Origin of the sequence: Pseudoalteromonas phenolica, from assembly GCF_001444405.1 — a bacterium.
Classification (GTDB): Bacteria; Pseudomonadota; Gammaproteobacteria; order Enterobacterales; family Alteromonadaceae; genus Pseudoalteromonas; species Pseudoalteromonas phenolica.
Map to the genome: position 1 here is coordinate 3,160,028 of NZ_CP013187.1, position 18,572 is coordinate 3,178,599.

Annotated in this window: 18 protein-coding genes and 5 tRNA genes; 5 read left to right on the forward strand and 18 right to left on the reverse strand. The window is 41.4% G+C overall.

All coding sequences use genetic code 11. From position 1 onward, the window contains the following. Positions 1–135: 135 nt before the first annotated feature. Positions 136–1,077, reverse strand: coding sequence for a malate dehydrogenase (gene mdh / locus PP2015_RS14125; protein WP_058030924.1), 942 nt, complete (start codon positions 1,075–1,077; stop codon positions 136–138). A gap of 297 nt (positions 1,078–1,374) precedes the next feature. Between mdh and argR the strand changes: the two genes are divergently transcribed. Further along, complete coding sequence (gene argR / locus PP2015_RS14130; protein WP_058030925.1) at positions 1,375–1,842, forward strand: transcriptional regulator ArgR; 468 nt, start codon at positions 1,375–1,377, stop codon at positions 1,840–1,842. Here argR and PP2015_RS14135 read toward each other — a convergent pair. From PP2015_RS14135 to PP2015_RS14155, 5 genes are all read right to left on the reverse strand, one after another. Continuing rightward, positions 1,839–2,756, reverse strand: a complete 918-nt coding sequence (locus tag PP2015_RS14135) for a Dyp-type peroxidase (RefSeq protein ID WP_058030926.1) — start codon at positions 2,754–2,756, stop codon at positions 1,839–1,841. The genes argR and PP2015_RS14135 overlap by 4 nt on opposite strands. A gap of 27 nt (positions 2,757–2,783) precedes the next feature. After that, positions 2,784–3,815, reverse strand: a complete 1,032-nt coding sequence (locus PP2015_RS14140) for an ABC transporter ATP-binding protein (RefSeq protein ID WP_058030927.1) — start codon at positions 3,813–3,815, stop codon at positions 2,784–2,786. Continuing rightward, positions 3,812–5,446 (reverse strand): ABC transporter permease, encoded by a 1,635-nt coding sequence (locus PP2015_RS14145; protein ID WP_058030928.1) that lies wholly within the window; start codon positions 5,444–5,446, stop codon positions 3,812–3,814. Before PP2015_RS14145 ends, PP2015_RS14140 begins: the two co-directional genes overlap by 4 nt. After that, complete coding sequence (locus PP2015_RS14150) at positions 5,446–6,450, reverse strand: Fe(3+) ABC transporter substrate-binding protein (protein ID WP_058030929.1); 1,005 nt, start codon at positions 6,448–6,450, stop codon at positions 5,446–5,448. The genes PP2015_RS14145 and PP2015_RS14150 overlap by 1 nt, the downstream gene beginning before the upstream one ends. Positions 6,451–7,142: 692 nt before the next feature. Further along, entirely contained in the window at positions 7,143–7,811 is a 669-nt protein-coding gene (locus tag PP2015_RS14155) for a tRNA-uridine aminocarboxypropyltransferase (RefSeq protein ID WP_058030930.1), read from the reverse strand. Between the two features lie 68 nt (positions 7,812–7,879). On the opposite strand from PP2015_RS14155, the gene PP2015_RS14160 reads away from it, so the two are divergent. Beyond that, positions 7,880–8,416 (forward strand): GNAT family N-acetyltransferase, encoded by a 537-nt coding sequence (locus PP2015_RS14160; protein ID WP_058030931.1) that lies wholly within the window; start codon positions 7,880–7,882, stop codon positions 8,414–8,416. Positions 8,417–8,962: 546 nt separating this feature from the next. On the opposite strand, the gene PP2015_RS14165 is transcribed toward PP2015_RS14160, so the two are convergent. From PP2015_RS14165 to rplU, 10 genes are all read right to left on the reverse strand, one after another. Then, positions 8,963–9,039 (reverse strand) — tRNA-Arg (locus PP2015_RS14165). Between the two features lie 37 nt (positions 9,040–9,076). After that, positions 9,077–9,153 (reverse strand) — tRNA-Arg (locus PP2015_RS14170). A 62-nt stretch (positions 9,154–9,215) separates the two neighbouring features. Next, a tRNA-Arg gene (locus PP2015_RS14175) sits at positions 9,216–9,292 on the reverse strand. Positions 9,293–9,354: 62 nt separating this feature from the next. Beyond that, positions 9,355–9,431, reverse strand: a tRNA-Arg gene (locus tag PP2015_RS14180). Between the two features lie 25 nt (positions 9,432–9,456). Further along, positions 9,457–9,549, reverse strand: a tRNA-Ser gene (locus PP2015_RS14185). A gap of 241 nt (positions 9,550–9,790) precedes the next feature. After that, the gene (locus PP2015_RS14190; protein WP_058030932.1) at positions 9,791–10,165 is read right to left on the reverse strand and encodes a DUF3718 domain-containing protein; all 375 of its coding nucleotides are present in this window, start codon (positions 10,163–10,165) and stop codon (positions 9,791–9,793) included. A 79-nt stretch (positions 10,166–10,244) separates the two neighbouring features. Then, positions 10,245–10,736 (reverse strand): type 3 dihydrofolate reductase, encoded by a 492-nt coding sequence (folA, locus tag PP2015_RS14195; RefSeq protein ID WP_171041724.1) that lies wholly within the window; start codon positions 10,734–10,736, stop codon positions 10,245–10,247. 58 nt (positions 10,737–10,794) lie between these two features. Further along, positions 10,795–11,952, reverse strand: a complete 1,158-nt coding sequence (gene cgtA, locus PP2015_RS14200; protein WP_058030933.1) for an Obg family GTPase CgtA — start codon at positions 11,950–11,952, stop codon at positions 10,795–10,797. A 151-nt stretch (positions 11,953–12,103) separates the two neighbouring features. Continuing rightward, the gene (gene rpmA, locus PP2015_RS14205) at positions 12,104–12,361 is read right to left on the reverse strand and encodes a 50S ribosomal protein L27 (protein ID WP_058030934.1); all 258 of its coding nucleotides are present in this window, start codon (positions 12,359–12,361) and stop codon (positions 12,104–12,106) included. Between the two features lie 19 nt (positions 12,362–12,380). Beyond that, a complete protein-coding gene (rplU, locus tag PP2015_RS14210) occupies positions 12,381–12,692 on the reverse strand; it encodes a 50S ribosomal protein L21 (RefSeq protein ID WP_058030935.1) in 312 nt (103 codons plus the stop codon). A 389-nt stretch (positions 12,693–13,081) separates the two neighbouring features. Here rplU and ispB point away from each other — a divergent pair, with 389 nt between their 5' ends. After that, on the forward strand, positions 13,082–14,053 hold the full coding sequence (ispB, locus tag PP2015_RS14215; RefSeq protein WP_058030936.1) for an octaprenyl diphosphate synthase: 972 nt from the start codon (positions 13,082–13,084) through the stop codon (positions 14,051–14,053). Positions 14,054–14,115: 62 nt separating this feature from the next. Here ispB and lptG read toward each other — a convergent pair whose 3' ends face one another. Next, the gene (gene lptG, locus PP2015_RS14220) at positions 14,116–15,183 is read right to left on the reverse strand and encodes an LPS export ABC transporter permease LptG (protein ID WP_058030937.1); all 1,068 of its coding nucleotides are present in this window, start codon (positions 15,181–15,183) and stop codon (positions 14,116–14,118) included. Continuing rightward, positions 15,180–16,292, reverse strand: a complete 1,113-nt coding sequence (gene lptF, locus PP2015_RS14225) for an LPS export ABC transporter permease LptF (protein ID WP_058030938.1) — start codon at positions 16,290–16,292, stop codon at positions 15,180–15,182. The genes lptG and lptF overlap by 4 nt, the downstream gene beginning before the upstream one ends. A 195-nt stretch (positions 16,293–16,487) precedes the next feature. On the opposite strand from lptF, the gene pepA reads away from it, so the two are divergent. Together pepA and PP2015_RS14235 are read left to right on the forward strand one after the other, a co-directional pair. Continuing rightward, positions 16,488–17,996, forward strand: a complete 1,509-nt coding sequence (pepA, locus tag PP2015_RS14230; protein ID WP_058030939.1) for a leucyl aminopeptidase — start codon at positions 16,488–16,490, stop codon at positions 17,994–17,996. Between the two features lie 110 nt (positions 17,997–18,106). Beyond that, positions 18,107–18,553, forward strand: a complete 447-nt coding sequence (locus tag PP2015_RS14235; protein WP_058030940.1) for a DNA polymerase III subunit chi — start codon at positions 18,107–18,109, stop codon at positions 18,551–18,553. Positions 18,554–18,572 lie beyond the last annotated feature (19 nt).

Here is an 18,572-nt window from a genome sequence, read left to right on the forward strand (position 1 = left end):
TTTTTTAACGCCTTAAACTTTCGCTTATTAACTCTTAGCTCTTAGCTCTTAGCTCTTAGCTACCAAGGTTAAACACAAAAGGTTCAGGCATAAAAAAACCCGCCGAAGCGGGTTTTTAAAACACTCAAGCTGCGATTATTGCGCAGCCATGAAGTCGATACCTTCTTGGATATCTTTGTTTAGTGTTTCTAGCATGTCGTTCTTCGCTTTCTCTTCAAACGCGCTTAGCTCGCCGTAAGAAAGAATTTCTTCAACACCATTTGTACCTAAACGTACTGGGTGTGCGAAGTATGCTGCGTCACCGTTCTCAACTGCAACGTATGCATAGTCAACAACGTTTTGCTCGCCTTGAAGACCTTTAACAAGTGAGAAGCAGAAACGTGCTGCAGCTGCACCCATTGAAAGTGTCGCTGAACCGCCACCCGCTTTCGCGTTAACAACTTCAGTACCCGCGTTTTGGATACGTGGAGTAAGTGCCGCAACTTCTTCTTCAGTGAACTCAACACCTTCAACTTGAGAAAGTAGAGGAAGAATGGTAGTACCTGAGTGACCACCAATAACTGGTACTTTAACTTCAGATACGTCAACGCCTTTCAGTTCAGCAACGAATGCTTCTGAACGGATAACGTCTAGCGTTGTTACACCGAATACACGTGATGCTTCATAAGTACCCGCTTTTTTGAATACTTCAGCAACGATTGGCACAGTGCCGTTTACTGGGTTAGTGATAACACCAACTAGTGCTTTAGGACAGTTACGTACGATACCTTCTGCAAGTGTCTTGATGATACCAGCGTTAACATTGAAAAGGTCAGCACGGTCCATACCTGGCTTACGAGGCATACCAGCTGGGATAAGAACAATGTCAGCACCCGCTAGCGCTGCATCAAGATCATCTGCACCAAAACCTGCAACTTTAACTGCAGTTGGGATGTGAGATAGGTCTACAGCAACACCAGGAACAACTGGCGCTACGTCGTATAGAGATAGCTCAGAACCTGCAGGAAGGCCATTTTTAAGAAGTAAAGATAGAGCTTGACCGATACCGCCAGCGGCACCTAATACAGCAACTTTCATGTGGAATTCTCCATAATTTGAAGGTGGAATTGTGTGTGCTGTAAAGATAATGAAAAGTGCAGGTAAAAACAAATTTATCGGCGCTATTTTAAGGTTTTTTTCGACTATAGTTGTAAAATATTGCTTTCAGCGTGCAAGCTCGCTTTACACTTCAAAATATTCATTCTTGTGTTTCTAAAAATGCCCTACCACTTAAGTAAACCTTGCAATCAATTCACTTTGTTTTTTAATTGCAAAGTTGGGTCTGGATTCAGAATTGTGTAAAATCTAAGTAATATTTAATAAACGAGTTCAATTATGCAAGCAAACGAAAAGCAAGAAGCACTGATAAAGGCATTCAAAGCACTACTAAAAGAAGAAAACTTTGGCTCGCAGGGTGAAATTGTCGATGCCCTGAAAGATCAAGGCTTTGATAATGTGAGTCAAAGTAAAGTGTCACGTATGCTTAGTAAGTTTGGTGCGGTTAGAACTCGTAATGCAAAACAAGAAATGGTGTACTGCTTACCCGCAGAAATGGGCGTACCAACAGCTAAAAGCCCACTTAGACAATTAGTGATTGATATCATGCACAATGAAATGATGATCATCATTCGCACCAGCCCAGGCGCCGCTCAACTAATTGCCCGTTTACTCGACTCATTAGGCACTGCTGATGGCGTACTTGGTACCATTGCCGGTGACGATACTATTTTTATTGCGCCAGCTAAAATCTCTGAAATTGATGTAACGCTTGAGAAAGTAAAAACCTTATTCGATAACGTCTAGTTTTCTGTTAATTGCGCCATTTTTTGCAGAAACTGCACGGATGGCGCAAAAAACGCAGCTCCCATATCAGCCTGACAATAGTCTAGCCACGCATCGTAATATTGCTCGTTGCCAACGCGAGTTTTTAACAACGCTTCAAAAGCGTCGCCCTTTGCTGCGCAACTCACCCACAAAGAGCCCTGCTCAAACACATCTCCAAATGGCATACTCTGCTCTAGCAAGAGTGGTAAATTGTCAGTACTTTTAAGCTCAGATAGAGCTGCGTGATTATTGGCAAGTGAGTTTTCAAGCTTTTCATTCTCTAAACGAGAGCGTCCCATAATGGCTTCTTGATCATTCAGACTCAATTGTTGCCAACGGTTTAGATCAAATTTCACACGTTGTACATGAATATAGCTACCTTGATCTTCAAAGCATTCAGAGTCATGAACTAAGGCCACTTGACGCTTAAAACGCCCATGGGGTGTGTTGGCACCATATATGAAGCCATTAAAGTCCCGACCGTCTAAAAAGCGAAAAGTGCGGATATGCGCAACTAACTCGACCTTACCTGCCAACATATGCCTGACACTTTGCGCAAATAAATGATTCACATCTTCTCTGTCAGAGCGTATCACATATAACAAATCAAACGGCTGAGTGTGCATGAGGTGCTCGTGAGAGCGAATATGTGGGAAGCTTTTTAATTCTTTAGGAATACACTCAGGATAAATATGAGGCCAGTATTGTGCACCAATGGCGACAAAGCTCGATACCATAGATTCAGAAAAGCGGTCGCTCAATTCTGATTGTAAGCGTTCACATTGCCCTAGTGCTACTCTAACAGCCTCATCTTGACCATCAAGCACATTAAAAAACAAATGTAATCCATGCAGATTTGCCTCTGCACACACTCCTGACTGCGGCTGAGCCATGATACCCCAAGTTATAATAAGTAATGACTATGAAAAGAAATTTACCGCATGTGGCTTAATTTTAAAAGTCACTGGCTCATTAATATTCAGGGCATGTTCACTTTCGACTGGCACTTCAATGATTTGCTCAGCCACTTTTATTTGGTAAATAAACTCGGTCCCAATAAAGCGCGATTGCAGAATTTCAACGTCATTATTCACGCCATTTTCTAACTGTATATGAGCAGGTCGAATATAAATTTGTCCAGCACCTTGTGCAATTTCACACGCTTTTGTCGAAGTAAATCTACCAAATGAAGTAGTAAACTCGCGCTTACTCTCAGCTTTAGCTGGTATATAAATACCCTGCCCCAAAAATTCTGCCACTTCTTTACAAGCTGGTTGCTCAAATAGCGTTTTAGCGTCGCCTAATTGAGCTATTTTACCTTTATGCATTACAGCCAGTTTATCAGCAAAAGCAAAGGCCTCTTCTTTTGAGTGGCTAACAAAGATAGCCGAGACCTTTTGATCTTTTATGATTTGTCGAATGTCATTGATAAGTTGGAAACGCACTTGCGCATCAATATTCGAAAAGGGTTCATCGAGCAGAAGTAAGTTAGGTTTATAAGCGAGCGCTCTTGCAATGGCGACACGTTGTTGCTGACCACCTGAAAGCTCATGAGGATATCGCTCAGCAAATTCAGATAAATGCACAAGCTCAAGCATTTCATTTACACGTGCTTGTTTGTCAGTCTTATTAAACTTGCTTAAACCAAACGCGATATTTTGAGCAACAGTTAAGTGAGGAAATAACGCATAATCCTGAAACATCATGCCGATATTTCGATGCTGTGGCTCAGTAAACTGCGAGTCATCACTCATGGTTTTACCATGAATAACAATCTGGCCATGTTGAGGTGTTAATAAACCTGCCACAGCTTTTAAAGTGGTGGTTTTGCCACACCCGCTGGCCCCCAATAGGCAAACAATTTCATTTTCGGCGACTTCTAAATCTAAATTTTCAATCACTTTTTGGCCATCATATTGATAGCTTAAGTTTTTTAAAGACAAACTACTCATGAATTGTGCTGCTCCATTGAGCGATTAACAAAATACAAAGGCACTAAGCCAACAAGAACAATAAATAATGCCGAGATAGACGCAAGCTCTAGCTGCTCGTCACTTACATATTGGAACACATGGGTTGCCAAGGTTTCAAAATTAAACGGACGAAGCAATAAAGCAGCAGGAAGCTCTTTCATACATTCGATAAACACGAGTAACCCTGCGGTTAAGATGCCTCCCCGTAAAAGTGGAATGTGCACACTACCAAGCATTTGCGCAAAATTCTTACCCATACTTTGGCTTGCCATATCAAGCGAGGGACTAATTCGTACATAGCTTGCTTCAACTGCGCCCTGTGCAATGGCATAAAAGCGCACTACATAGGCAAATACCATGGCAAAAATAGTACCGCTAAAAAGCAGACCAGGCTCAAATGCGGTGCCTTCTAGCCAGTCATTTAATTTTGTATCCAGCAAAGTTAGAGGCAGTAGAACCGCAATTGCTAATACAGTCCCCGGTAGTGCATAGCCGGTACTAGAAACTCGTCCGGGCAACGCTTTAGATTTTTGTTCACCGATACGTTGATAAAACAACACGATAATACTTAAAGCGATTGCTATTACACTCACCCAAAGAGAAATCTTCAAGCTCTGCCAAGCATACAAGAAAAACTCAGAGTTCCATGCTTGATCAAAATAATCTATTGAATAGCTGACAAGTACGCCAACCGGTAAAGCAAAAGCAAAAAATAACACCACGATACAGTAGATACTGGCAAGCCAAGCGTATTTACCTGATAGCGTATATAAATGCGTGTCGTTCACGGCACTTTGCCTTTCATGCACTGTGGTATTTTTGCGGCTGATCTTTTCTAGTGTGATGACCACAAATAAGAACAGTAACATGATCCCAGAAATTTTCGCTGCTGCTGTTAAAGAATAATAACCGAGCCAAGTATCATAAACTGCCGTTGTGAGTGTGCTGACAGCAAAATAATGCACAGTCGCAAAATCAGCCATGGTTTCCATGCTGATCAAAGCAAGTGCAGCAACAATCGCGCCCCTCGCAAGAGGTAAACTGACTTTGAAGAAGCTTTGCAATGGGCTCATACCCATTAGCTGACTAGCTTGTAATAACTTAAATGACTGCTCACGCAAAGCAGTTTTAAAAATGAGGTAGAGGTAAGGATATAAAACCAATGCAATCATCACGATTGCACCACCTAATGTTCGAATATCAAAGAACCAATAATCATCTGGTGATTGCCATCCAAACCACGCTCTTAAAGCAATTTGTACAGGCCCAGCATAATCAAATAAATCAGTGTAAACATAAGCAATAATGTAGGTAGGCATTGCCAAAGGTAACATTAATGCCCATTCGAAGTATTTTTTGCCTGGAAATTGACAATAAGCGGTTAACCAGCCAAGTGGTAAAGCAATCAAACAACTTAAAAGGAGCACACCCGCAATGAGGACAAGGGTATTATAGATATAGTCCCATAGCACCGTATCCCACAGATGCGTAAAAACGTCAGAGTCGCCTTGCAGCGACTCGTAAATTAAAAATGCCAGTGGTGCTGATAAGCATGCACCTATCAGCCAAGCAAAAATCTGCCATTTAGACAGAGAAAGTAATGATTGCATTAAAGATCAAATTTTACCTCATCGATTAGCTTAAGGGCTAAAGGACGATATTTACTAATTTCCGACAACGGTAAGTTATCTTCCTTAAACTCACCCCAAGATGCCACAAGTTCAGAAAGCGCCACACCTGGTTTAACTGGATATTCCATATTCATTGACGCATACATATTTTGCGCCTTATTGTCTGTCATAAACTCAATAAGTTTCAAGGCGTTTTCTTTATTTTTCGAATATTTAGTTAGAACAACACCCGAAACATTTAAGTGAGCGCCTCGATTTTTCTGATTCGGGAAGTTGATATAAACCGAATCAGCCCACGGCTTTTGCTTTTCATCTTGTAGCATTTTACCAAAGTAATAGCTGTTACCTAATGCAAGATCGCATAAGCCCTCTTTTACTGCTTTTACTTGCGCTCTATCATTACCTTGCGGCTTTCTAGCTAAATTTGCTTTAACCCCTTCAAGCCATGATTTAGTCTCTGCTTCACCATGATGCGCGACCATAGACGCAACTAACCCAAGGTTATAAGGGTGCTTACCAGAGCGAGTACAAATTTTGCCTTTATACTTTACATCAGCCAATTCTTCATAAGTTAACGTATCTAATTTACCTAAGCGCTCTTTAGAAGAATATACGTTACGAACACGTTTAGTCAGTGCAACCCACTGCCCCTCTGGATCACGGAAACTAGCAGGTACATTTTTATTTACGACATCGCTTTTAATTGGCTGCGTTAAATCCATTGATTCTAACTGCATTAAAGCACTGAAGTTTGATGTTAAAACCACATCAGCACGGCTATGTTTACCTTCACGCTTAACTCTTTCTATTAATCCTTTTTTTGCAAAAACCACATTCGTTTTGATGCCTGTTTGCTTGGTGAAATCGTCAAGGATAGGTTGGATTAAAAAAGGCTGACGAAAAGAATAAATGTTGATTTCTTCGGCCGCCATAGCAGGTAAACACGTAACGGTTGAGAGTAGAATAGCCAATGCTTTTTTCATAAGGCCTCCAAAGCCAAACAATAATTATTATCAACTAATTTTAACTATTCTAATTCCAAAGTACACCCTTTTACCGATTAAAAACTGTAACTTGATTTTCTATTAACGTCTAATTAGCAGCTAACATTGTAAGAGATCTCTCACTTTAACTGTCGCTTTGAAGTAAAAAACAGCTTAACAAAACAGCAAAAATAAAAATAAACTATATTTATCATTAAGTTAAAAAAATACTATTTAATCAATCTACTCTGTAATTAGGTTTACAGCCTTTTTTTGCTACATAACTCTATTAAAATTATTACATACTTTAAGGAAGCCAGTGAAGGCAATCTAACACATGATGTGTAATGGAATGTAATAGTTAATTATTGCCAAATACGGTTTAATTAACCTATGGAATAACAGGATGAGTGCTCAAGGTGAGCCATACAGGATGTATATAGGATTTTATGGAGCCATGGTGGCCAAATTTGTTATGGATAATGGCAGGAAGCTCGGATAAGGGCATATGGATGTTTGGCATAAAGCCAATGAAGGACACTACAGGAAGTAGTACTCGCTAAATAACAAAAATGCGAGTGAAAGGAAATTGATTGTATGGAGTTGATCAGCTCGAAACCAAAGCAGGATGCTTAGAAGATTCCGTCAACGCGGCTCACAGAGCCGCGTTTCTTCGTTTAGAGGATATGAATTTAACTTAAACTTCTTTTTCCTTTTAAGTAAGCATCTCTAAAGTCAATAAAGTGCGCTGTTAACTTCTCTGCTGCAGAGCTTTCTCCTGATTCTGCCAAAACAACACACGCGACTTCTGCTGTACCTAGCTGATGAGCATGCGGAGCAACTCTGAGTTTATAGTCTGATAGAGAGTCAGGGGACACAGAAAGCACCGGGAAAGTATCTAAATATTCACTCTTTCTAAACATCTTTTTCGCTTCACGCCATGTACCATCTAAAAAAATAAATAATGGCTTTTTAGACTCAATACGTTCAACTTTAGTAATTACGCGTTCTGGCTCTGCGCTATCAGCGGGGAAGACAACAATTGGCTGATAGCTTGGATCTTTTAGAAGTGATAACAGTGCCTCATCTGGCTCTGTCCTATCCCAACGGAAAGCGTAGTTATCAGGCACAACGTCTGCGATTAAACGACCCGTATTTGAGGGCTTAAAACTTTCATTGTGATACATTAATAGACACACTGCACTTTGACAATCTTCAGCAACTTCTAGATTGTCACAGATACACAAATGTTCAGAAAGCAAACAAGCTTCACAGCGGGATAGCTTTGAACCTCGCGCTTTAAACTCTCGCTTGGCCGCAGCTATTTGTTTTTGACGTAGAATTAATACTGAATTTTTCACTAATGCCCCTTAGGTTATAAGCCTCATATTGTAATCAACTAAGCTCATAAAAGCAGTAAGGAACTCAAATGAAGATGCAAAACTCGCAAAGATTACGTTATCGACTCATGGATAAAAATGATGCCAATTTACTATTCGAATTAGACCAAGATCCTGCCGTCATGAAATATTTAACGCATGGTAAGCCTAATTCAATGGAGACGATTAAAAATGTTTTCATTCCTCGCTTAGAACAGTTCACAAATTTAGAAAAAGGCTGGGGTCTATGGCAAGTGAACACCCTTGAAGAGGGTCTGTTCATTGGTTGGGTATTAGTCCGTCCGATGGGCTTTTTTACAGAACAACGTAACGACTGTAATTTAGAGCTAGGCTGGCGCTTTAAGAAAATTAGTTGGGGCAAGGGCTATGCGACTGAAGCAGCTAAACATATTGCTAATAAACTCGCTACTGACAACGCATATGCCGCTTTTTCTGCCGAGGCACTTGAAGGCAATTTAGGATCTATCAATATCATGAAGAAGCTTGGTATGCGCTATATAAAGCATTTCATTCATCAAGATGAGCAAGGTCAGCATAGCGCTGTGCTTTACTCTAAAGAGCTGTAAGCTCTCCGACGAGAAGCAAATTAGCTACCACTAAGGTGGGAATACTTGATTCATAGTGAACCTCAGACCGTCTGGTTCATATGCCCAGTAGATATAAGTTTTAGGCATAAAAAGCGACGCTCAATGGTTATTTCTCACATCAACTGTTTGATGTGGCGGACGCGGGACTTGCTTTATAGGTAGTGAACCTCAGATCGTCTGGTTCATATGCCCAGTAGATATATAAATTTTAGGCATAAAAAAACCGACTTTCGTCGGTTATTTCTCACATCAACTGTTTGATGTGGCGGACGCGGGACTTGCTTTATAGGGAGTGAACCTCAGATCGTCTGGTTCATATGCCCTGTAAATATATAAATTTTAGGCATAAAAAAACCGACTTTCGTCGGTTATTTCTCACATCAACTGTTTGATTTGGCGGACGCGGGACTTGCTTTATAGGGAGTGAACCTCAGATCGTCTGGTTCATATGCCCTGTAAATATATAAATTTTAGGCATAAAAAAACCGACTTTCGTCGGTTATTTCTCACATCAACTGTTTGATGTGGCGGACGCGGGAGGATTCGAACCTCCGACCGCCTGGTTCGTAGCCAGGTACTCTATCCAGCTGAGCTACGCGTCCGTATATCAAATTCTCTATTTTAACCATCTGAGAAAGATGGCGGACGCGGGAGGATTCGAACCTCCGACCGCCTGGTTCGTAGCCAGGTACTCTATCCAGCTGAGCTACGCGTCCGTAATTGATTTAATTTTATATCCTAACCTAGGATACTCATATATTTAACCACTTTGAGAAAGTGGCGGACGCGGGAGGATTCGAACCTCCGACCGCCTGGTTCGTAGCCAGGTACTCTATCCAGCTGAGCTACGCGTCCGTAATTGATTTAGTTTTATATCCCAACCTAGGATACCCATATATTTAACCACTTTGAGAAAGTGGCGGACGCGGGAGGATTCGAACCTCCGACCGCCTGGTTCGTAGCCAGGTACTCTATCCAGCTGAGCTACGCGTCCTTAATTACAAGAAACCATTTAAAAATGGCGGAGAAGGAGGGATTCGAACCCTCGATAGGGCTACAAACCCTATACTCCCTTAGCAGGGGAGCGCCTTCAGCCACTCGGCCACCTCTCCGTCTTGTGGATGCGTATAATAAAGGCTTACGAAAATAAGTCAAACACTTTTATAGTAAATTATTGCCAAATGCTCATAGAATATGCAGCTTTGCTTAATCCACTGAACTTATGTTTATCTTTTAAACTAACTGGTTGAAAAGCACACCAAATTAATACTTAGTGTGGCTTGAATGCTACAAAAACAAAAAAGCCAGAAGAGAGAACTTCTGGCTTTTTAGAATTAATAGAACCGGCTGTTATTATAAACCAGCACGCTCTTTAATTGTACCAACTAAAGCTGAACCACCATGGCCATTACTTTCAGCCCAAGCAATATCAGCGCCATCTGCTAATTTACTTTTTGGTAAGTTCTTTACAATATACCCGCCGGCGTCTACCGCATTACTAGCAATAGCGTGACGTAATAGATTATTACCATTACATAACACGCCATCGAAAATGTTCCTTATTTTTAGACGAGAGCTTTTAAGCTTTTTACGCAAACCACCTTTATCGTTCGCAGCAACGTATTCGCATAACGATGCAGCTAACTGCTCATCTGCTTTTGCTGAAAAGCTAAAAGAAAAAGACGCAACAACCAGCGAAGCTGATACTAGTGCGGTAGATAATTTCATTTCGTCGACCCTTTAATACTTTGTTCGTAACAGAATACGTATATAATTGTAGCAATCAATATAATCTATCGCAACAAACTCATAACTTTTTCTGTAAAGTTACAAAGGTATAGCCATACTTATTTCTTTCATCTGGTTGATGAGATTCTGACTCAACTTCAGACCAGTTATTATCCTTTGAGTAATCAGGGAACTGAGTATCACCTTCAACATCTAAATCGATAAAGGTTAAATACAAACGTTCGGCCAATGTTAAAAACTGACCGTAAATATTACCACCGCCTATTATCATGACTTCTGATGTTCCTTCCAGTAGCGCTAATGCTGCTTCAGGGCTTGATACGACCTCTATTCCCTCAGCTTGATAAGATGTATTTCTTGTTATTACAATATTTCGACGGCCAGGTAACGGACGACCTATTGACTCAAATGTTTTTCGCCCCATAACCACTGGCTTATCCATGGTGACACGCTTAAAATGTTGCAGGTCAGCAGGCAGATGCCATGGCATCTGATTGTCATCACCAATAATTCGATCATTAGCCATTGCTGCAATCATAGAAATAATCATTCAGACTCCCTAAGTATTTAGTATTAAAAAAGGGCTTTCAAAGCCCTTTTTTCAAAAGTTATCTCTCGTAGATAACCTCTACATCATAATCATCTTCATCCCAGTCGTCATCCCAATCATCGTCTTGGGCGTTTTTCTTAGCTTCACGATGATAGGTATCCCACTTGAATTCGACTTCTTCTTCCGTTTGCTCTTCTTCAAATTTATCTTTTGGCATGCTTTCAAGCAACGCCATAATGTCATAACAAAGCGGTTGAGTATTTTGTTTGTTCGCAGCTGAAATGCGATAGACTACTTCTGCATCTAGTTCTTCTGCGATGCGTGAGCATGTTTCTTCCATTTCGTCTTCTGGTAGCAAGTCAATTTTATTAAGGACTAACCAGCGAGGCTTTTCAGCTAACTTAGGACTATACTGATGAAGTTCATTAATGATAGAAAAGGCGTTATCAACCGGATCAGTTCCATCAATTGGCATTACATCAACAATATGTAGTAGCACGCGACATCGCTCTAAGTGTTTAAGAAAGCGTATACCTAATCCAGCACCATCAGAAGCACCTTCAATAAGACCTGGAATATCTGCAATCACAAACGATTTGCTCGCTTCTGGGCGAACTACACCAAGGTTCGGTACTAAAGTTGTAAACGGGTAATCAGCGACTTTAGGTTTAGCTGCTGAAACGCTTCGGATAAACGTCGACTTACCAGCATTTGGTAGACCAAGCAGTCCAACATCAGCAAGTAACATGAGTTCTAACTTAAGGTTACGAACCTCACCTGGCGTACCCAATGTTTTTTGTCTTGGCGCTCGGTTTACACTCGATTTAAAACGCGTATTACCTAAACCATGAAAACCACCTTTAGCAACAAGCAACTTTTGACCGTGCTGTGTTAAATCACCTAAACACTCTTCTGTGTCTTCGTCAGTTACGCGTGTGCCTACAGGCACCTTAAGGAAAAGGTCAGCACCTTTCTTACCCGTACAGTTTCTCGATTGCCCATTGGTGCCTCGCTCAGCTCGATGGAATCGCTCAAACTGATAGTCAATCAATGTATTCCAGTTTTCATCAGCAACGAGATAAACACTACCGCCATCACCACCATCACCGCCATCAGGACCACCATCAGGAACATACTTTTCACGGCGAAATGACACTATGCCACTGCCGCCGTCGCCAGCTTCAGCTCTAATTACAACTTCATCGACAAACTTCATGGTTTCTCTCTGTTTTGGGAGGTCTGATAGCAAATTATAACTCAAGCAATTGCTTCTTGCTCGCTAGAGTTGTGTTGCTAGATAAAGACCCTAATAATTTATATACAAAAAAAAACCCCGCCGTAGCGGGGTTTTTCTAAATCTTTACCGATTACTCAGCAACGATGCTAACGTATTTACGGTTTAAAGGACCTTTAGTTTCGAAAACTACTTTACCATCTGCTTTTGCAAAGATAGTGTGGTCTTTACCGATACCTGCGTTAGAACCAGCGTGGAACTTAGTACCACGTTGACGAACAATGATGCTACCCGCTAAAACTGATTCGCCGCCGAAACGCTTAACACCTAGGCGTTTACTTTCTGAATCGCGACCGTTACGAGTACTACCAGCTGCCTTCTTATGTGCCATCTTTCTGTACCTCTAAAAATTAAGCGCTAATGCCAGTGATTTTAACTTCAGTGAACCACTGACGGTGGCCCATCTGCTTACGAGAATGCTTACGACGTCTAAACTTAACAATCTTAACCTTCTCACCGCGACCGTGTGAAACAACTTCAGCTGTCACTTTACCACCGTTTACGAACGGTGCACCGATCTCGATTTTCTCACCATCAGCAACTAAAAGTACTGAATCGAACTCAACTGCTGCACCAGTCTCAACGTCTAGTTTCTCTAGACGAATTGTTTGACCTTCAGTCACACGGTGCTGTTTACCACCACTTTGGAAAACCGCGTACATATTTAACTCCGTTGTGCGCCCTCAAATCGACGCAACTTAATATTCTTCAATAGGGCGCGAAGTTTACGCTAATGTGAAACTTCACGCAACCCTATTTTTGTAGATTTTGCATAAAAATTAGCTACGACGAGGGCGAATTACTATTTTGTGACAGTCTATCGAAAAATCCCTGTAAACCAAAGCTATTTTTCGACGATTTATCGGCTTTCAAACAACCCAAATCAAGCTTTTTAAAACAGTGACCAAACACCTACATTTCTGTCTAATTAGTAGGCAAACTATTAATTTAATAGTTTTTTTGATCTCATTCACGACTAATTATCGAGCTTACGTAATTTTTGTAGTACAATTCGCGCGTTTTATCATTACCAAACTCGGCTCGGAGCAAGATGGATATCAAAGCTATCCAGACGTTAATTGCAGATGACATGCAAGACGTCAATCAACTTATTCATGCACAAATGCAATCAGATGTGGCTTTAGTAAATCAACTAGGCTTATACATCGTGAATAGTGGCGGAAAGCGCATAAGACCAATGCTTACCTTACTTGCAGCCCGCGCGCTTGGTTGTAACGACAACAAGCATATAACGCTTGCAACAATTGTTGAATTTATTCATACCGCCACACTACTCCATGATGATGTGGTTGATGAGTCCGCGTTAAGAAGAGGTGAACCGACTGCAAACGCGGAGTTTGGAAACGCCGCAAGTGTTTTAGTCGGAGATTTTATTTACACGCGCTCATTTCAGCTTATGGTCGGCTTACAAAATATGCAAGTAATGCAAATCCTAGCCGATGCAACCAACATCATCGCAGAAGGTGAAGTGCTGCAATTAATGAACTGTAATGACCCTGATACAACTGAACAGAGTTATATGCAGGTTATCTATAGTAAAACAGCTAAACTGTTTGAGGCGGCCACCCAGCTACCAGCAGTAGTGCTTGAACAAAGCATAGAAGTGCAAGAAGCTCTAAAACTATATGGCATGCACTTAGGCACAGCTTTCCAGCTTGTTGATGATGTTTTGGATTACAGTGCTAACGCCGAGCAGATGGGTAAAAACTTGGGCGATGATTTAGCTGAAGGCAAGCCTACATTACCGCTTATTTATGCAATGCAAAAAGGCACTGAACAACAAGTGGCGCAAATTCGGGAAGCCATTGAAACAGGTAATGGTATGCAGTTCTTAGATGACATCTTAGCAACTTTATCTGATACAAAAGCGCTTGATTTCGCTATGGAAAAAGCACGTGGTGAAGCACAAAAAGCCATTGATTATTTGAGTATTTTGCCCGATTCTGATTATAAGCAAGCACTTATAGCTTTAGCTAACTTATCTGTTTCTAGAGACCATTAATAAAAGTCTTTTAAATGAAAAAAGCCAGCAAATGCTGGCTTTTTTCATTTAAATTCAACACTCTACTGTTGACGCTTCAATAAAACGGTCGCTACCAATACAAACAAAACGGCCGGCATCGCGGCTCCTATAAATGCTGGGACATTATAAACCATAACAATTGGGCCAAATATTTCATTGCTTAAATGAAATGCTAAGCCAGTCACAACTCCCATGATAATGCGTGCACCCATACTAACAGAACGAAGTGGACCAAAGATAAAAGACAATGCGACCAACAACATCACTGCGATTGTTAGAGGCTGCATCACTTTTCGCCACAGTGCCAAATCATAGGTGCTCGTATCTTGCTCATTCTGGGCTAGGTATGCCAAATACGACATCAACCCCTTGAAAGAAAGTGATTCAGGATCCACTGAAACTACGTCTAACTTCTCAGCTGTCAGCTGAGAAGCATAGAGCATTGACTCACTATATTGAGTCGTAATTTTCTCATCTGCCACTATCATTTCTTCAACGCCTTGGAATTGCCACCCTTGAGGAACACTCTTTGCAACCTCAACTCGGGTTACTTTCATTAATGATAACGAATCGTCGAAATGGTAAATACTGACATCTTTTAGGTCACCTGTTTGCTCAACGTTTCCAATATTGATGAAGTTATTGCCATCTTTTGCCCAAACACCTTGTTGAGCATTGAAGACCTCTCCACCATATATGGCATGATTTCGGATCTGCTTCGCCATTTTTTCAGATTGTGGTACCCCCCATTCCCCTAATGCCATCATACAAAGAGCTAAAATAATCGCCGTTTTCATGACCGAGGCTATGATTTGTAACCTTGACCAACCTGCTGCTTGCATAACTACAAGTTCACTACTTGAAGCCAACGCCCCTAATCCCATTAAACCACCGATCAATGCAGCCATAGGGAAAAACACAACAATGTCAGAAGGCATACTATATAAGGTGTAAAGTAGAGCCGCTCCTATGTCATAAGTTCCCCGCCCGACAGACTTCAACTGCTCGATAAACTTAATCAAGGTGTTAATACCAACAAAAACCAATAGAGCAAAACTCGTTGTTTGTAGGATACTGCGGCCTAAATACCAATCTAACGTTTTCATCATGCTGTTTGTGCTCGCTTAGCAAATAATGAACGCAACCAGACGCCAAATGGACGGCCTTTTGCTATTAAATATGCGCCTATAAACAATGCGCTAATATGAATCCACCATAGTCCTACCCCGGTCGGTACTTTGCCTTCTGCCACTAAGAATTTACCAGCATTAAGAAGAATAAAATAACCTAGGTATAAACCAATTGCTGGCACCAACTTAGCAAATTTGCCTTGTCGAGGATTTACAACACTAAGGGGAACCGCCATCAAAGTGAGTAAAATAATCGAGATAGGTGTTGAAAGGCGAAGTTGAAATTGTGCTATGGCTTCAGGCGTACCAAGTTCAAGTAACTGCATTGACGGAATTGCTTCTAACTTACGACGCTGATGCTCAATTTCTTGCTCTTGGATCTGTACTTGATATGTTCCAAACTCTGTTTTACTCAAAGCTTGGCTTTGACCATCGGTTTCAAAGCGGAAGCCATTATCAAGTTGTAATTGTTGCTCGCCACTTTCTTGCTCGATTACACGCCCTGTTTGAGCATATACCAAACGTGCTGACTGTGAGGATTCTTTCTCAGGTAACTGAGCAACAAATACTTTATTTAATTCTCTACCTTGCTGATTGATATCGTGAATGAATACGACCGCTTTTTCATTGCCAGTTTGCTGGAAACGACCAGCCCTTAAACTCGACAAGCCTGCATCAGCTTCAGCTTGTTCTTTAAGCTGATATTCTTTTTCATTAGCCCAAGGTGCCACATACATACTTAATACACCAGCCAAAAGAGCAAATACTACGCTTGAAGCAAGCGTCACACGCACTACATACCACTCACTGACGCCACACGCTTTAAGTACGGTCATTTCACTGTCGGCATAAATACGGCTGTAAGCTAAAATAACCCCTAAAAACAAGCTTAAAGGAAGTATATAAACTGCCAATTGAGGTAACTTAAGTGCCAAATATGAAAGAATTAAATTGCTTGGTGTGCCTCCATCACTTGCATCACTTAAAATTCTGACAAACTTTTGCGAGACAAAAATAGTCATTAAAGTGAGAAAGACAGCAACTTGCGACTTCAAGACTTCAGCTGTTAGGTAGCGAAAAATTAGCAAAATATGCCCCTATAAAACATCGTGTTTCACTGGAATAGTAGGAAAAATTGAGTAAACTGATTATTTTAGTCAGTTTATTATATGTCATCAAAACCAAATATCATACTAAGCATACTAGATAATCATGCATTTATGATATGGATAAGCGAAGACAGATAAAGTTCAAAAAGACATAATTTAGACTCAGGAGTCACAATGGAATTCAGCGTAAAAAGTGGTAGCCCCGAAAAACAGCGCAGTGCCTGTATTGTAGTTGGCGTTTATGAACCGCGTCGTTTGTCTCCAATCGGTGAGCAGCTGGATAAGATCAGTGAAGGTTACATTTCTAATTTACTTCGTCGTGGTGACTTAGAAGGTAAGCCTGGTCAAGTATTACTACTTCATCATGTTCCAAACATCTTAAGTGAGCGCGTACTACTTGTTGGTTGCGGTAAAGAACGTGAACTAGATGACAAACAATATAAACAAATCATCTCTAAAACGATCAACACATTAAACGAGACAGGCTCAATGGAAGCGGTGTGCTTCTTAACTGAGCAACATGTTAAAGGTCGTGATACTTACTGGAAAGTTCGTCAAGCAGTAGAAACAACACAAGACTGCTTGTATACATTTAATCAGTTAAAAAGCAAAAAAACAGATCCACGTCGCCCACTACGTAAAATCGTATTCAACGTACCAACGCGTCGCGAGTTAACCATTGGCGAAAACGCCATTGAGCATGGCCTTGCCGTTGCTGCTGGTGCAAAACTGTGTAAAGACGTAGCCAATATGCCACCAAACATCTGTAACCCTCGTTACTTAGGTGAGCAAGCTCAAGAATTAGAATCTTTTGACAACATTTCTGTAAATCTAGTCGGTGAAAAAGAAATGGAAGAATTAGGTATGCACTCATACCTAGCAGTTGGTCGTGGCAGTGATAACGAATCAGTCATGTCTGTCATTCACTACAATGGCGCACCAGAAGAACAAGCGCCTGTCGTTTTTGTAGGTAAAGGTCTGACATTCGATTCGGGGGGTATTTCAATTAAGCCTGGCGAAGCCATGGACGAAATGAAATACGACATGGGTGGCGCCGCAGGCGTACTGGGTTTAATGCGCACAGTTGCAGAACTTCAGTTGCCAATTAACGTCATTGGTGTGCTAGCTGGCTGTGAAAACATGCCAAGCTCAAACGCATACCGTCCGGGCGATATCCTCACTACTATGTCAGGCCAAACAGTTGAAGTACTTAATACAGATGCGGAAGGTCGTTTAGTATTATGTGACGCGCTTACTTATGTTGAAGCGTTCGAGCCGGAAATCGTAGTTGACGTAGCAACTCTGACAGGTGCCTGTATTGTGGCATTGGGTGCGCATGCAACGGGTTTACTGTCAAATCACAACCCGCTTGCCCATGACTTATTAAAAGCATCAGAGCAAAGTGGTGACCGCGCATGGCAACTACCACTGTGGGATGACTATCACGAGCAACTTGAAAGCCCATTCGCTGACTTCACTAATTTAGGCGGTCGAGCAGCAGGTACTATTACAGCAGCTTGCTTCTTATCTAAGTTCACCAAAAAATATAATTGGGCACACTTAGACATTGCAGGTACAGCTTGGAAGAGTGGTAAAAACAAAGGCGCGACAGGTCGCCCTGTACCTATGTTGACACAATACCTATTAAATCGTGTGGGGCCAACTGAAACCCAAGCAGATTAACCACTGTGAGTGATTGATGGTCAGTTCGTTCTGTGTCAAAATGCGGGTTTATTTTGAACGCTTATTTTAACCCTGAAAAACCGTTAAAATATGTAATTTGAAGCGAATTTATGACCATCAACGCACGATTTTATGTGTTAAAACAAAATAATGAGCCGGAAGCATCTATCCCGGCTCATTTTGATCTTGCCGCTCGCGCTGCCGCGAAGCAGTTTAGAGCTGGCCATCGTGTGTTTATCTACGTCGATTCGATTGATGACGCCCATCTGATTGATGAGCAATTATGGTGTTTCGAACCCGATAGTTTTGTGCCCCACAACCTGCAAGGCGAAGGCCCTAAAGGCGGTGCCCCTGTCGAGATTGGCCAAACACCTCCCGTTGGTAGACGCAATGTGCTAATTAATTTAGCCACCACCCTACCCGACTTTATAAGACGCTTCAGTCAGGTATATGATTTTGTACCGACGGAGCAAAACGCCAAGCAAGCCGCGCGTCAGCGCTTTGTGCACTTACGTCAGCTTGGCGCCAATATTTCAACTCAAGAAATTGAAAATTAAGCACTAATTAAGGTTCTGT